The 14,262-nt window shown below is 72.7% G+C and carries 15 protein-coding genes; 13 read left to right on the top strand and 2 right to left on the bottom strand.

The window, feature by feature from the left end; genetic code table 11:
• Positions 1 to 140 precede the first annotated feature (140 nt).
• The 3 genes from EOE48_RS07075 to EOE48_RS07065 are packed head-to-tail and all read left to right on the top strand — an operon-like array spanning position 141 to position 3,150.
• Positions 141 to 440 carry a hypothetical protein gene (locus EOE48_RS07075; RefSeq protein WP_127728092.1) on the top strand — a complete coding sequence of 100 codons (300 nt, stop codon included), beginning with the start codon at positions 141 to 143 and terminating at the stop codon, positions 438 to 440.
• Positions 440 to 2,152, top strand: a complete 1,713-nt coding sequence (locus EOE48_RS07070; protein ID WP_127728091.1) for an AAA family ATPase — start codon at positions 440 to 442, stop codon at positions 2,150 to 2,152. The genes EOE48_RS07075 and EOE48_RS07070 overlap by 1 nt, the downstream gene beginning before the upstream one ends.
• On the top strand, positions 2,149 to 3,150 hold the full coding sequence (locus EOE48_RS07065) for a metallophosphoesterase family protein (protein ID WP_127728090.1): 1,002 nt from the start codon (positions 2,149 to 2,151) through the stop codon (positions 3,148 to 3,150). Before EOE48_RS07070 ends, EOE48_RS07065 begins: the two co-directional genes overlap by 4 nt.
• A gap of 4 nt (positions 3,151 to 3,154) precedes the next feature.
• Here the strand turns inward: EOE48_RS07065 and EOE48_RS07060 are convergent, their stop codons facing one another.
• On the bottom strand, positions 3,155 to 3,811 hold the full coding sequence (locus tag EOE48_RS07060) for a hypothetical protein (RefSeq protein WP_127728089.1): 657 nt from the start codon (positions 3,809 to 3,811) through the stop codon (positions 3,155 to 3,157).
• A 336-nt stretch (positions 3,812 to 4,147) separates the two neighbouring features.
• On the opposite strand from EOE48_RS07060, the gene EOE48_RS07055 reads away from it, so the two are divergent.
• The 8 genes from EOE48_RS07055 to EOE48_RS07020 all read left to right on the top strand — a co-directional run bounded on the left by EOE48_RS07055 (position 4,148) and on the right by EOE48_RS07020 (position 12,356).
• Entirely contained in the window at positions 4,148 to 4,900 is a 753-nt protein-coding gene (locus tag EOE48_RS07055; RefSeq protein WP_127728088.1) for a trna delta -isopentenylpyrophosphate transferase, read from the top strand.
• 210 nt (positions 4,901 to 5,110) lie between these two features.
• Positions 5,111 to 6,094: an ArsR/SmtB family transcription factor gene (locus EOE48_RS07050; protein ID WP_127728087.1), complete on the top strand. Its 984-nt coding sequence runs from the start codon at positions 5,111 to 5,113 to the stop codon at positions 6,092 to 6,094.
• 55 nt (positions 6,095 to 6,149) lie between these two features.
• Positions 6,150 to 7,064: a methylenetetrahydrofolate reductase [NAD(P)H] gene (gene metF / locus EOE48_RS07045; RefSeq protein WP_127728086.1), complete on the top strand. Its 915-nt coding sequence runs from the start codon at positions 6,150 to 6,152 to the stop codon at positions 7,062 to 7,064.
• Positions 7,061 to 7,276 (top strand): hypothetical protein, encoded by a 216-nt coding sequence (locus EOE48_RS07040; RefSeq protein WP_127728085.1) that lies wholly within the window; start codon positions 7,061 to 7,063, stop codon positions 7,274 to 7,276. Before metF ends, EOE48_RS07040 begins: the two co-directional genes overlap by 4 nt.
• 136 nt (positions 7,277 to 7,412) lie before the next feature.
• A complete protein-coding gene (gene metH, locus EOE48_RS07035; protein WP_127728084.1) occupies positions 7,413 to 11,159 on the top strand; it encodes a methionine synthase in 3,747 nt (1,248 codons plus the stop codon).
• A gap of 62 nt (positions 11,160 to 11,221) precedes the next feature.
• On the top strand, positions 11,222 to 11,473 hold the full coding sequence (locus tag EOE48_RS07030) for an antitoxin (protein ID WP_127728083.1): 252 nt from the start codon (positions 11,222 to 11,224) through the stop codon (positions 11,471 to 11,473).
• On the top strand, positions 11,470 to 11,760 hold the full coding sequence (locus EOE48_RS07025) for a PIN domain-containing protein (RefSeq protein WP_425463629.1): 291 nt from the start codon (positions 11,470 to 11,472) through the stop codon (positions 11,758 to 11,760). Before EOE48_RS07030 ends, EOE48_RS07025 begins: the two co-directional genes overlap by 4 nt.
• Positions 11,761 to 11,945: 185 nt before the next feature.
• Positions 11,946 to 12,356 carry a hypothetical protein gene (locus tag EOE48_RS07020; RefSeq protein WP_127728082.1) on the top strand — a complete coding sequence of 137 codons (411 nt, stop codon included), beginning with the start codon at positions 11,946 to 11,948 and terminating at the stop codon, positions 12,354 to 12,356.
• Positions 12,357 to 12,360: 4 nt separating this feature from the next.
• Here the strand turns inward: EOE48_RS07020 and EOE48_RS07015 are convergent, their stop codons facing one another.
• The gene (locus EOE48_RS07015; RefSeq protein ID WP_127728081.1) at positions 12,361 to 12,573 is read right to left on the bottom strand and encodes a hypothetical protein; all 213 of its coding nucleotides are present in this window, start codon (positions 12,571 to 12,573) and stop codon (positions 12,361 to 12,363) included.
• A 170-nt stretch (positions 12,574 to 12,743) separates the two neighbouring features.
• Here EOE48_RS07015 and fae point away from each other — a divergent pair, with 170 nt between their 5' ends.
• Together fae and EOE48_RS07005 are read left to right on the top strand one after the other, a co-directional pair.
• Complete coding sequence (gene fae / locus EOE48_RS07010) at positions 12,744 to 13,289, top strand: formaldehyde-activating enzyme (protein ID WP_127728080.1); 546 nt, start codon at positions 12,744 to 12,746, stop codon at positions 13,287 to 13,289.
• Positions 13,290 to 13,410: 121 nt separating this feature from the next.
• Complete coding sequence (locus EOE48_RS07005; RefSeq protein WP_127728079.1) at positions 13,411 to 14,247, top strand: collagen-like protein; 837 nt, start codon at positions 13,411 to 13,413, stop codon at positions 14,245 to 14,247.
• Positions 14,248 to 14,262 lie beyond the last annotated feature (15 nt).

Genomic DNA, 14,262 nt, shown 5'->3' with positions numbered 1-14,262 from the left:
GGGTGCGTCATGGAACATGAGGCGAACACTGCGGTGATTTGCGAGATTCGTCAACCGCATTCCGCGAACGTTCCTGGAACATCCGCCTCTGGCGCAACGGCCTCGGCAACGCCATCTTCTCGGGACGCGAAGGGGACGCCATGACCACGACCCGCACGGGCCAGGATGCCGCCGCGCTCAAGCGGCTCGATGCCCTGCGCCCGGCCTACGAGACGCTGCGCGAGGACCGCATCCGCGCGCAGAGCGATGTCGAACGCCTGACCCGGGAGCTGGAGGCCGCCCGCGCCCAGGCGCGCGAGGAACTCGGCACCGACGACGAGGCCGAGATCCGGGCGATGATCGAGGCGGTGCGGGCGGAGAACGCCCGGCAGGTCGCCGCTTTCGCCGAGGCGGTGCAGGCGGTGAGGGATCGCCTCGCGGCTCTGCCCGAGCCGCGCTGATGCGGGCCGACGAGGCGGCCGACGCGGTGGCGCGCCTCGGCCGTGCCCTCGCCGGGGCCGAGGCGCGGCGCGACGCCGTGGGAGCCGCGATCGCGGCCCGGGCGGCGGTCGTCGCCGAGGCCAAGGGCCGCCTCGCCCAGCGCGACGCGGTCGATGCCTGCCTGCGCGACCTGCAGCAGGACGCCCATCAGCGCAGCCTCGCGAGCTTCGAGACCCTGCTCACCGCCCTGGTGCAGGAGGTGCTGCCCGGCGAGAAGCCGGTCTCGCTCGAACTCGCCACCGAGCGCGGCCTGCCGGCCCTCGATATCGGGCTGATGCGCCCCGACGGCGGCCGTGAGGACGTGCTGGAGGACAACGGCGGCGCGATGACCAACGTCGTCGGCATGGCGCTGCGGCTGATCGCGGTGGTCAAGGCCGGTGTCGGGCGCTTCCTCGCCCTCGACGAGGCCGATTGCTGGATCGCCCCCGACCGGGTTCCGGCCTTCTACCGGGTGCTGGAGGACGGCGCCGCCCGCCTCGGCGTGCAATGCCTCGCGATCTCGCATCACGACCTCGGGGCCGTCGCCGCCGGCATGGCGGTGAGCCGGGTCGCCGGCCGCCCGGCGACCGGCGTCGCCATCGACGGTCCCGCGGCCGCCTGCGCCGCCGCCTGGGCGCCGGACCAGCCCGGGTTCCGCTTCGTGCGCCTCGTCGACGTGCAGGGCTTCGCCGACGCGACGCTGCCGCTCGGCCCCGGCGTCAACGCCCTGATCGGTCCGAACAACACCGGCAAGTCGACGGTGATCCGCGCCCTGCGGGCGGTGTTCTACGGCGAGGCCCGCGACGGCCTCGTGCGGGCCGGGGCCACCGCGGCCCGGATCGAGATCGGCGTCGCCGGCGGGCGAACCTTGCGCTTCGTGCGTCAGCCGCGGCGCAGTCCGGTCAACCTGTGGTCGCTGCACGAGCCCGACGGCAGCCTCGCGGTCGAGCGCGGGGCGCGGCTCGAGACCGGCGGCCGCGATGTGCCCGACTGGGTCGACCGCCTGTTCGGGATCCGCCGGGTCGAGGACCTCGACCTCCATGTCGCGCACCAGAAGTTCCCGGTCTTCCTGCTCGGCGAGAAGCCGGCCAAGCGCTCGGCCGTGCTGTCGATCGGCCGCGAGGCAGGCATCGTGCGCGACATGCAGGCGATCCAGCGCGAGCGGGTGATCGACGACCAGCGCACCGTGCGCGAGGGCGAGCGCGAGATCACCCGGCTGCGCGAGGTGGCATTGGGCTTCGCCGACCTCGACGGGATCGCGCTCGCGATCGACTCCCTGCGGCGGCAGGCCGGCGCCCTGGCGCAGGCCGACGACCGGCTGCGGCGGATCGAGGCCCGGGCCGCCGGCCTCGGCCGACTATCGGCCGAGCATCGGGCGGCGGGCCTGCGCGACGCCGCCTTCGCTGGCCTGCCCGACCCGGAGGCGGCCGCCGCCCTCGGCCGCACCCTGGCGGAGGACCGCCACCGGGTCGCCCTCGGCGAGCGCCTGCTCGCGGCCTCCCGCGATCGGCGGGCGGCCGAAGCGCGCGCCGCGATCCTCGCCGCCCTGCCGTCCCGGGAGCCGGTCCCGGCCGGGTACGAGGCGGCCGCGCTCCTCGCCGCCACCGGCGGGCGCTGCCCGGCCTGCGGTGCGCCGGCCGCCGCCGCGCACCTCCTCGACGGGCACCGCGCCAGTCCCGGGGAGGCGGCGTGATCCTCGCGGGAGAACGCCTCGACGCGCCGCCGCTCGCCTGCGCCGGCCTGCTGCTGATCGGCGACCCGCACGTCTCGTCGCGCCGGCCCGGGCGCCGGCGCGACCCGGACTGGCCGGGGCCGGTCCTGGCCAAGCTCGACCATTGCGTCGCCCTCGCCAATGCCCGCGACCTCGCGCCGGTGCTGCTCGGCGACCTGTTCGAGCACCCGGTCGAGCCGGACGAGAGCCTCAAGGCGCGGCTGGTGCGGATCCTCAAGGCGTTTCGCCACCGGCCGCTGGCGAATGTCGGCAACCACGACATCCGCCACACTCGGCTGTCGGACGGCGACAGCCTCGCGGTGCTGGCGCTCTCCGACGTGCTCGACATCGCGCCGGATTCCGGCCCGGCCGCCCGGTTCGCGATCGACGGGACGGTGCTCGGCCTCGGCGTCACGCCGTTCGGGCAGGTCATCCCCGACGACGTGACGGGTCTGCTGCCGGCCTGCGACCGCACCGTCTGGCTCACCCACCACGACATCGCGTTCGGGGCCGGCTATCCGGGGGCGGTGCCGCCCCACCGGGTCGCCGGCTGCGACCTCGTGGTCAACGGCCACGTCCACAAGCGCCACCGGCCGATCACCGTCGGCGGCACCCTGTGGTTCAACCCCGGCAACATCACCCGGACCTCGGTCGACCTGCTCGCCCACGAGCCCGCCGCCTGGATCCTCTCGGCCGACCTCGCCCTCGCCCCCGAGGTGTTGCCGCACGCCGCCGAGGTGTTCGACCTCACCGGCCGGCAGGTCGCGGCGGCGCAGGATTTCGCCCCGGCGCCGGGCGTCGAGAGCGCGTTCGTGTCGCTGCTCCAGGCCGAGACCGCGACCGACCTCGCCCGCAGCGACGACGGCGCGATGATCCGCGAGGAGATCGAGGCGAAGTTCGTCCGCGACGACACGCCCGAACCGGTGCGGGCAGCGATCCGCTCCCTGGTCGAGGCGGCGACGGCGCGGCGCGGACGCTGAACGCTCAGAACCCGAACGGATCGGCGAAGGGCAGCGGGCGGCGGCGCACCGGCGTCTCGGGCAGGATCGGCCGGCCGATGTCGATCGCGAGCAGCCCCTCGACCGCGAGCGCCAGCACCGCCGCGACGCCGTCCGGCGCGTTCTGGACCACCGCCGCGCACTCGACCAGCCGGCCGGTGCCGCACTCGTCGAGGTAGTGCAGGATCCGCACCCGGTCCCCGGCCGACACGACGGTGCGGCGGCAGGCCATCACCAGCCGCACCGTCGACAGCCGCGGCTCGGCCCGGAGGGTGGCGGCGCTCTCGATGACGAAGCGGCGGCCGTCGGCGGCGGCGACCGGCTCGCCGGCGACGTAGGCGGTGCGCAGCGGATGGTGACGCAGGTCGTCCTCCGCCACCACGTCGACGAGCAGGCCGGGCTCGTCGGTGCGAAACACCTCGAAGTCGGCCGCGTGCTCGATCGTCGTCGCGCCGAGGGTGAGCCGCGCCGGAGCCGGCGCCGGGCGCAGCGATTCGACCGCCGGGTCGAGGGCCGCCACCGCCAGGAAATCCGCCACCAGCGCCATCCGGGGCGCCGCCGGCAAGGCGCGGCGCGCCCGCGTAGAGGCCCGGCGGCGGCCCGGATTCTCGGCCAGGGACAGGGCGTCGGTCGTCGTCGGCATGGCCGCTCCCGGGCAGGACCGGCGCCGGCCGTCACGGCCTCGATCCGGTCAAGTGATTGCTACAGCTTAAGGAACACATAGCGAACATGGGCGCTTCCATCAAGCGGCGAAAGATGTCGCCGCGATCCGAGGGCTCCGAGAGTCCGTCGCTCTGCCTCGCAGGAGCCGGAACGCTCAAGATGAAGCCGCCCGGGAGGACGCCTCGCCGCACCGCCGACCGGCGTCAAATCTGGCGTTTTCGCTCGCTCATCACCACCTATCTCTGATAGAAGATCGGAGGCGGTCGGCGGCGCGCAGGCGTGCCCGCCCCGCGTCTACGCAGGTGAGATCGATCGCATGAGCGCAACGACGGACAAGCAGATCGCGGACATCCTCGCGACCTACGGCGAGCCCTTGGCCGGCAACGTCTGGCGGGTGCAGGGCACCGCCGTGATCTACCACAAGGCGCTGGAACGCATCGCGGCCCAGGCCCGGATCCGGTTCGACGCGCCGGTGATCGTGCGCGCCGAGCGCGACGAGGCGGTGATCCTCGTCACCGGCCACGTGCCGGGCCCCGGCGGCGACCGCACCGAGTGGTCGATCGGCGAGGCGCTGATCGGGGTGAACTACCGCGTCTCGGGCAAGCAGGCGGCCTACGTCTTCGCCATGGCCGAGAAGCGGGCGAAGGATCGCGTGATCCTGAAGCTGATCGGCCTGCACGGCCTGCTGTATTCGGAGGACGAGGCCGACGAGTTCCGGGCGAGCCGCCCCGACCCGAGCGGGCGCGAGGCGGTGAGCCGCGAGCCCGCCGCGCGGGCGGTGCCCGAGCAGGACAACGGCCGCGGCAGGGGCGGGGAGGCGGCGGAGGCCGTCGACGACGAGGTCGTGCCGGCCGCCGATGGCGGCGCCTCGGCCGAGGCCGACCTGAAGGCGCGGATCGACAAGGCCAAGACGATCAACGCCGTCACCGACCTGATGCTCGACACCGACACCCAGCGCCTGCTCGCCGGCATGCCGGCCGGTTTGCGCGACGAGGTCCGCGAGCACGCCAAGGCCCGGCTCGTCAGCCTCGGCTGGCCGGCCAAGAGCCGCAAGGCGGCGGTGGCGTAGAGCCCGGCCGCCTCGGTCTTCGCGTCTGCCAGTCAACGACGACGCCGCGGCGAGCCCTCGCCGCGGCGTCGTCGCGTCCGGATCGGGCGCGAGGCCGGCCGCGAAGGGCGAGGGCACCGCGCGGTACGCCCGGCCGGACGACGAAACGCTTGCATCAAGCCCGTGGCTCACATAAAGATATCTTTATGTTTCGAGCGAGCGCGTGAGGCGATGGCGGGATCGGTTTCCTTCGGTGATGCCCTGGGCGTGCTGCGCGCGGCGGCGGAGGAGACGCGCCTGCGCATCCTGGCCCTGCTCGGCGAGGGCGAGCTGACGGTCTCCGATTTCACCGACATCCTCGGCCAGTCGCAGCCGCGGATCTCGCGCCACCTCAAGCTGATGGTCGAGGCGGGCCTCATCGAGCGCCACCGCGAGGGTGCCTGGGCGTTCTTCCGCCTCGTCGAGGGCGCGGCCGACCTCGTCGCGCCGCTCCTCGCCGGGCTCGACCGCGCGGCGCCGCCCCTGTCGGAGGACCGCTCGCGCCTCGATGCCGTCCGGGCCCAGCGCGCCGAGGCGGCGCAGAGCTTCTTTGCCCGCCTCGCGCCGCAATGGGACCGCTTGCGCTCCCTGCACGTGCCGGAGGCCACCGTCGAGGCGGCGATCCTCGACATCCTCGGCCCCGGCGCGGTCGGGACCCTCATCGATCTCGGCACCGGCACCGGGCGGATGCTCGGCCTGCTCGGCCCCCGCGCCGCCCGCGCCACCGGGCTCGACGCCAGCCACGCGATGCTGTCGGTGGCCCGCGCCAACCTGGAGCGCCTCGGCCTCGCCCGGGTCGACCTGCGCCAGGGCGACATCAACGCGCCGCCCTTCGGGCGCGGCAGCTTCGACCTCGTGCTGGTGCATCAGGTGCTGCACTACCTCGACGATCCGGCCCGGGCGCTCCGCGAGGCGGCCCGCCTCGTCGCCCCCGGGGGCCGTCTGCTGGTGGTCGACTTCGCGCCCCACGACCTCGAATTCCTGCGCGAGGCCCAGGCCCATCGCCGCCTCGGCTTCGCGCCCGAGCAGGTCGTCGGCTGGCTCGCCGATGCCGGGCTCGGCGCGGTCGAGGTCCGCCATCTCGCCCCGGCCCGCGCCGACGGCGACCAGCTCACCGTCACCCTGTGGCTCGCCCACGAAACCCAGGCCGACACCGCCCTCGCCCGGGTCGCCTGACGCGGCCCGCCGAGACACGACATCCTCCTTCCATCCCGACAGCCGAGCCTCACCGATGGTCACCACCGCCTTCCGCCGCAGCCGCGAGAGCCGTCGTCCGATCCGGGTCTCGTTCGAGTTCTTCCCGCCGAAGAGCGCCGAGATGGAGCAGACCCTGTGGTCCTCGATCGAGCGCCTCGCGCCGCTCCAGCCCGACTTCGTCTCAGTGACCTACGGCGCCGGCGGCACGACCCGGGAGCGCACCCACAACACCGTCGCCCGGATGGTGCGCGAGACCAACCTGAACCCGGCCGCGCACCTGACCTGCGTGGCGGCGACGACCGACGAGGTCGACGACGTCGTGCGGGCCTACTGGGACGCCGGGGTGCGCCACATCGTGGCCCTGCGTGGCGACCCGGCCGAGGGCGTCGGCCACGCCTACCGGCCGCATCCGGGGGGCTACGCCCGCTCGTGCGATCTGGTGGCCGGCATCAAGCGCGTCGGCGATTTCGAGGTCTCGGTCTCGGCCTATCCCGAGCGCCATCCCGAGGCGCCGTCGCTCGACGTCGACATCGACGCCCTGAAGGCCAAGATCGACGCCGGCGCGACCCGGGCGATCACCCAGTTCTTCTTCGACAACGACCTGTATTTCCGCTACCTCGACCGGGTCCAGGCCCGCGGCATCGACATCCCGATCATCCCGGGCATCCTGCCGGTGCAGAACTTCAAGCAGGCGGCGAACTTCGCCAAGCGCACCGGCGCCTCGGTGCCGGACTGGCTGGCGGCCCGCTTCGAGGGGCTGGAGGACGACGTCGGCACCCGCAAGCTGGTGGCCGCGGCGGTCGCCGCCGAGCAGGTGCTCGACCTCGTCGACCGCGGCGTCACCGACTTCCATTTCTACACCATGAACCGCGCCGACCTCGTCTACGCGATCTGCCATCTGCTCGGCCTGCGCGGCACGGTGGCGGGCGAGGAGAAGGCGGCGGCGTGACGGCCGCATCCGGATCGCGGATCCTCGCCACGCTCGCGGCCCTGCGGAGAGAGGGACGCGACGTCGTGGCGGAGGTGACGACGGGCGCTCACGCGGACGATCCGCGCTTCGATGGCCACCGGGAGATGCTCGGCGTGGAAGCGATGGACGCCGTCGGCGCTCGCGTCGCCGGCATCGAGGCGCGCCTCGGGGCGATGCCGGTCGACGAGTGAGGATCGGGCGCGAAGCGGCTCCGGCCGTCCGCGCCCGACCGGCGACCAGACACGAGGCGGGGCCGCCGGCCCCGGCATGATTCTCAGTCCCATCCCGCGGTCCCGACGACCGCGTTGCCTGCGGAACACCCATCCGATGACCGACCTTCGTCCCGTCGACGGTGCCGAAATCCTGAACGCCCTGCGCCGGCGCGCGGCCGAAAAGATCCTCGTCCTCGACGGGGCGATGGGCACGGTGATCCAGCGCCTCGGCCTCGGCGAGGCCGATTTCCGCGGCGCGCGCTTCCGCGACCACGGCCACGACCAGAAGGGCAACAACGACCTTCTGATCCTGACGCAGCCCGACGCGATCCGGCAGATCCACCTCGACTACTTCCTGGCCGGCGCCGACGTGGTCGAGACCAACACCTTCTCGGGCACCACCATCGCGCAGGCCGATTACGGCATGGAGCCGGTGGTGCGCGAGCTGAACCGCGAGGGCGCCCGGCTCGCCCGCGAGGCCGCGCGTCTCGCCGAGAAGCAGGACGGTCGCCGCCGCTTCGTCGCCGGCGCCATCGGTCCGACCAACCGCACCCTGTCGATCTCGCCCGACGTCAACAACCCGGGCTACCGCGCCGTGACCTTCGATGGGGTCCGCGCGGCTTACGCCGAGCAGGTGAGGGGACTCATCGAGGGCGGCGCCGAGCTGATCCTGATCGAGACGGTCTTCGACACCCTCAACGCCAAGGCGGCGGTGGCGGCGACGTGGCAGGTGTTCGACGAGACCGGCTTGCGCCTGCCGATCATGATCTCGGGCACGATCACCGACCTGTCGGGCCGCACCCTGTCGGGCCAGACCCCGACGGCGTTCTGGCATTCCCTGCGCCACGCCGAGCCGCTGACCTTCGGCCTCAACTGCGCGCTCGGCGCCCGCGAGATGCGCGCCCATATCAGCGAGCTGTCGCGGGTCTGCGACACCCTGGTCTGCGCCTACCCGAATGCCGGCCTGCCGAACGAGTTCGGCCTCTACGACGAGAGCCCGGAGGCGATGGCGGCCCTGGTGGGCGAGTTCGCCGAGAGCGGCCTCGTCAACATGGTCGGCGGCTGCTGCGGCACCACCCCGGACCACATTCGCGCCATCGCGGGGGCGGTCGCCGGCAAGGCGCCGCGCCGGGTGCCGGAGGTGCCGCGCCTGATGCGGCTGTCGGGCCTGGAGCCGTTCACGCTCGCCAAGGAGATCCCGTTCGTCAACGTCGGCGAGCGCACGAACGTCACCGGTTCGGCCAGGTTCCGCAAGCTCATCACCAACGGCGACTACGCCGCCGCCCTCGACGTCGCCCGCGATCAGGTCGCGGCCGGCGCCCAGGTCATCGACGTCAACATGGACGAGGGCCTGCTCGATTCCGAAAAGGCGATGGTCGAGTTCCTGAACCTCGTCGCCGCCGAGCCCGACATCGCCCGAGTGCCGGTGATGGTCGATTCCTCGAAGTTCGCGGTGATCGAGGCCGGCCTGAAGTGCATCCAGGGCAAGCCGATCGTGAACTCGATCTCGATGAAGGAAGGGGTCGAGAAGTTCGTCGCCGAGGCCCGCATCTGCCGCGCCTACGGCGCCGCCGTGGTGGTGATGGCCTTCGACGAGCAGGGGCAGGCCGACAGCTACGAGCGCAAGGTCGAGATCTGCACGCGCGCCTACCGGATCCTGACCGAGGAAGTCGGGTTCCCGCCAGAGGACATCGTGTTCGACCCGAACGTGTTCGCGGTCGCGACCGGCATCGAGGAGCACAACGGCTACGGCGTCGCCTTCATCGAGGCGGCCCGCACCATCCGCGAGACGCTGCCGCACGCCCACATCTCGGGCGGCATCTCCAACCTGTCCTTCGCTTTCCGCGGCAACGAGCCGGTGCGCGAGGCGATGCACGCGGTGTTCCTGTACCACGCCATCAAGGTCGGCATGGATATGGGCATCGTGAATGCCGGCCAGCTCGCGGTCTACGACGAGCTCGATCCCGAGCTGCGCGAGCTGTGCGAGGACGTGGTCCTCAACCGCCGGGCGGACGCGACCGAGCGCCTGCTCGATCAGGCGGCCAAGTTCAAGGGCGGCCCGGCCCAGGCCCGCACCGCCGACCTCGCCTGGCGCGAGGCGCCGGTGGCGAAACGGCTGGAGCACGCGCTCGTCAACGGCATCACCGAGTTCGTCGAGGCCGACACCGAGGAGGCGCGTCAGGGCGCCGAGCGGCCCCTCCACGTCATCGAGGGCCCGCTGATGGCCGGGATGAACGTGGTCGGCGACCTGTTCGGCGCGGGCAAGATGTTCCTGCCGCAGGTGGTGAAGTCGGCCCGCGTGATGAAGCAGGCGGTCGCCTACCTGATGCCGTTCATGGAGGCCGAGAAGGCCGCGAACGGCGAGGCCGCCGGCCGGCGCTCGGCCGGCAAGGTCCTGATGGCGACCGTCAAGGGCGACGTCCACGACATCGGCAAGAACATCGTCGGCGTCGTGCTGGCCTGCAACAACTACGAGATCATCGATCTCGGCGTGATGGTGCCGGCGGCAAAAATCCTCGACACGGCGCGCAAGGAGAAGGTCGACATCGTCGGCCTGTCCGGCCTCATCACGCCGTCGCTCGACGAGATGGTCCACGTCGCCGCCGAGATGGAGCGCGAGGGCTTCGACGTGCCGCTGCTGATCGGCGGCGCCACCACCAGCCGCGTCCACACCGCGGTGAAGATCCACCCGGCCTACGAGAAGGGGCAGGCGGTCTACGTCACCGACGCCAGCCGCGCCGTCGGGGTGGTGTCGAGCCTGCTCTCGCCCGACACCAAGGGGCAGACGATCGAGTCGGTGCGGGCCGAGTACAGGCGCGTCGCCGACGCCCATGCCCGGGCGGAGGCCGACAAGCAGCGTCTGCCGCTGGCGCGTGCCCGCGCCAACGCCTTCAGGCCGAACTGGGCGGCCTACGCGCCGACGAAGCCGAGTTTCACGGGCACGCGCGTGTTCCGCAGCTACGACGTGGCGGATCTGGTGCCCTACATCGACTGGACGCCCTTCCTCCAGACCTACGAGTTCAAGGGCCGCTACCCGGCGATCCTCGACGACCCCGAGCAGGGGCCGGCCGCCCGCGCCCTGTTCGAAGACGCCCAGGCCATGCTGCGGCAGATCGTGGAGGAGCGCTGGTTCAACCCGAAGGCGGTGATCGGCTTCTGGCCGGCCAACGCGGTCGGCGACGACATCCGGCTCTTCACCGGCGAGAGCCGGACCGAGGCGCTGGCGACCTTCCACGGCCTGCGCCAGCAGCTCTCGAAGCGCGACGGGCGCCCCAATACCTGCCTGTCGGACTTCGTGGCGCCGGCCGAGACCGGCCTCGCCGACTACGTCGGCGGCTTCGTGGTCACGGCCGGGCTCGAGGAGGTGCGGATCGCCGAGCGGTTCGAGCGCCAGAACGACGATTACCGCTCGATCCTGGTCAAGGCGCTGGCCGACCGCATCGCCGAGGCCTTCGCCGAGCGGATGCACGAGCGGGTGCGCCGCGAGTTCTGGGGCTACGCCGCCGGCGAGACCTTCTCGCCCGCCGAACTGGTCTCGGAGGAGTATCAGGGCATCCGCCCGGCGCCGGGCTACCCGGCCCAGCCCGACCACACCGAGAAGGTGACGCTGTTCGGCCTGCTGGAGGCGGAGCGCCGCATCGGCGTGAAGCTCACCGAATCCTACGCGATGTGGCCGGGCTCGTCGGTGTCGGGGCTCTACCTCGCCCATCCGGACGCGCATTACTTCGGCGTCGCCAAGGTCGAGCGCGATCAGGTCGAGGACTACGCCGCCCGCAAGGGCATGGACATCCGCGAGGTCGAGCGCTGGCTCGGCCCGGTCCTGAACTACGACCCGGCCCGGCATCTGGCGGCGGCGGAGTAGCGCCCCGCTTGCCCCTCGGACGGGGGGCGTGACATCCTCGGTCGCGACTCTCGGAGGCCGGCATGGGCGAGATCGCGAAACTGTTCTGGGTCGACGGCGCCCAGGCCGTGCGTCTGCCGGAGGGCTGGCGCCTCGACGGCGAGGCGGTCCAGGTGCGCCGCGAGGGCCCGGCGATCGTGGTGGAGCCGGTGCCGGGCCCGGGAACGTGGGACTGGCTCCAGGCACGGGTGCAGCCGTTCGATCCGGATGTCGAAGCGGCCTTGGCCGAGGACGTTCCGCAGCAGGAGCGGCCTCCTTCGGATCTGCCGGAGTGAGATACCTCCTCGACACCAACGCGGTTTCAGCGCTGATGAGGAACGATGTGGGATTGTGGGCCCGGATGCGTCGGATAGGCCCGCAGGACATCGGCCTATCGGCCATCGTCTCCCACGAACTCCATTACGGAGCCTTCAAGGGCGTGCGGACGGCGCATACCCTCGCACAGATCGACGATCTGCCGTTCGCCGTCCTCCCCTTCGACGCCGCCGATGCCCGTCGCTCCGGCGAGGTGCGGGCGGCGCTCGCCGCCGCCGGCAGCCGATCGGCCCCTACGACGTGCTGATCGCCGGGCAGGCGCTCGCGCGAGGGCTCACCCTGGTGAGTCGCAACCTGCGCGAGTTCGAGCGCGTGTCCGGACTCGCGGTGGAAGATTGGGAGACCCCGCCCGCCACGTCCTGAAGCAGGCTTGACCGCAGCGCCCCGCCCGGCTCAAAGCTGGGGCCACACGGTGGCCGGGACGAGGTGGGGATGCGGACGGGTCTGTGGGGCATCGCCCTCGTCGGCCTTGCGGTCGCGGGCTGCACCGAGTTCTCCACCATTTCGCGGATCTATGTCGGCCTGCCGGTTCAGGTGGTGACGATCGGCTGCAACGATCCCTACGAGGTCTACGACCAGCGCCAGCAGCGCCGGATGCTGCTGGTCTCGAACGGACTGCGCGAGTTCGCCGGCTGTGGCCTCGACGGCGCCGACCCGGCGCTGACGCGGCGGCGCCGCTTCGGCGAGGCGGCGGAGACCTACCTGCGCGAGACCGCCCGCGAGACCTGCCGCATCACCGGCGAGACGGTCTACGACGACCTCAAGACCGAGTTCGCCTATTCCTGCGCCGAGGCGATCGAGAAGCCCGGCACGCGGGTGCCGCGCCTGCCGGGCCGGTACTGAGCGGTCATCGCTCGTGACCGGTGGCGGGATGCGGGAAGGTGCGCTCGGTCGCGTCCCCGGCCGCCGCCAGCAGCGCGCGGGCGAGGTGGCGGGCCTCGCTGCGGTCGAGGGCCAGAGTCGCGGTCACCGGCGCGCCGCCGAGGTCGGGCAGCCCGATCTCGATCCGCACGCCCGAATCCGTCGGGCTCACCTGCAGGGTCCAGTCGCGCTCGCTCATGCCGTCCCCCGGTCCGAGGCGGCCGGCGCCGCCCGAATCACGCCCTATACGCATTTCCGTTCGGGGCGGCGAGCCGGGCGCAAGCGCGACCAAGGTCCGGCCCGGCCGGGCGTTGACGCCGGCGGGTCCGGCATGGTCGGAGGCCGGCACGGACCGACCAGGGGTGAGCGATGAGCGAGATCTTCTTCCGCACCGGCGAGGCGACGGTGCTCGCCGCCGAGGGCCAGTACACCGACGCGATGCCCGAGGTGCTGATCGGCTCGGTGCGGGGCCCCGCCGGCACCGCCTTCGCGTCGATGATGGGGCAGGTCCAGGGCCACACCCGGATGTTCGTGGTGCGCGACCTCAACCAGCTCGTGCGTCCGGCCACGATGATGACCACCAAGGCGACGATCCACGACGCCGCCTATGTCGAGCTGCTCGGCGGCGTCGTGCAGGCGGCGACCGGCGACGCGATCGTCGATTGCGTGATCGAGGGCATCCTGCCGAAGGACGGGCTCGACGAGATCTGCATGATCGTCATGATCTGGCTCGACCCGCGCTGCGCCGAGGACCCGAACCTCGACCGCAAGGACCTGTACCGCACCAATTACGAGGCGACGAAGCTCGCCATCGCCCGGGCGCTGAAGGGCGAGCCGACCATCGACGAACTGATCGCCAACCGTCGCACCGTGAAGCACTACGCCCTGGAGGACGTGATCGACTACGACGCCTGAGCGAACCCGGCGCCCGAGCTTAACGAATGGTTGACCCCCCCGCGGGGTCGCAGCAAGGTGCCGCCGCCCGCCGAACCGTCCGGTTCCCCGCGGGCCTTCCCCCACGATTCGAGGGATCCCGATGGGTCGTCGTCGCCCCGCGCTGGCCGTCTCCGCCTGCGTCGTCCTCACCGCTGCCGCCGTGTTCGCCGGGCCGGCCCTGGCCCAGCCGGCCCCGGCCCCGGCCCCGGCGGCGCCCGCCGCACCGTCGCGCCCGGCCCCGGCCCGGCCCCAGCCCGCCCCGGCGGGCATCCAGATCTGGGACGCCCGGATCGAGGCCGGCGACCTGCGCATCTCCGGCAGCGTCGGCAAGTCCAATGTCGTTGTGACGATCGACGACGACATTCCGGTCCAGTCCGACCGGCGCGGGCGGTTCACCGTCAAGGTGCCGTACCTGCCGCCGAACTGCGTCGCGACCCTGAAGGCCGGCGAGGAATCGCGCGAGATCGTGGTCGCCAATTGCGGCGCCACCGGGCCGCAGGGGCCGAAGGGCGAGCCGGGCCCCGCTGGGCCTCCGGGGATGGCCGGAGCCGCCGGACCGAAGGGTGAGCCGGGGCCGCGCGGCGAGGCTGGCGCCAAGGGCGAGGCGGGCCCGAAGGGCGAGGCCGGCCTTGCGGGCGATCCTGGACCGAAGGGCGAGCCGGGCGCGAAGGGCGAGGCCGGCGCACCGGGACCGCGCGGACCGGCCGGCGCCGCGGCCGCTGCCGCACCGGCGGCGGGCCTGCCGCTGCGGGTCCTGCGCACCGACGGCTGCGCCAGCCCGGCCTGCGAACTGGTCTGCGATCCCGGCGAGGCGTTCGTCTCGGCCTATTGCCTGCGCACCGGCAGCCCGCTCTTCACCCGCCGCGACGATGGCGCCGCCCTGGCCTCGTGCCCGGCCGACAGTTCCGGAATGGTCGGGTTCTGCGCCAAGCTGTGATATGTTGTGTCCGGG

Origin of the sequence: Methylobacterium oryzihabitans, assembly GCF_004004555.2 — a bacterium.
Classification (GTDB): domain Bacteria; phylum Pseudomonadota; class Alphaproteobacteria; order Rhizobiales; family Beijerinckiaceae; genus Methylobacterium; species Methylobacterium oryzihabitans.
The sequence above is the reverse complement of the archived record's forward strand: the minus strand, read 5'-3'. Positions and strand labels throughout refer to the sequence as shown.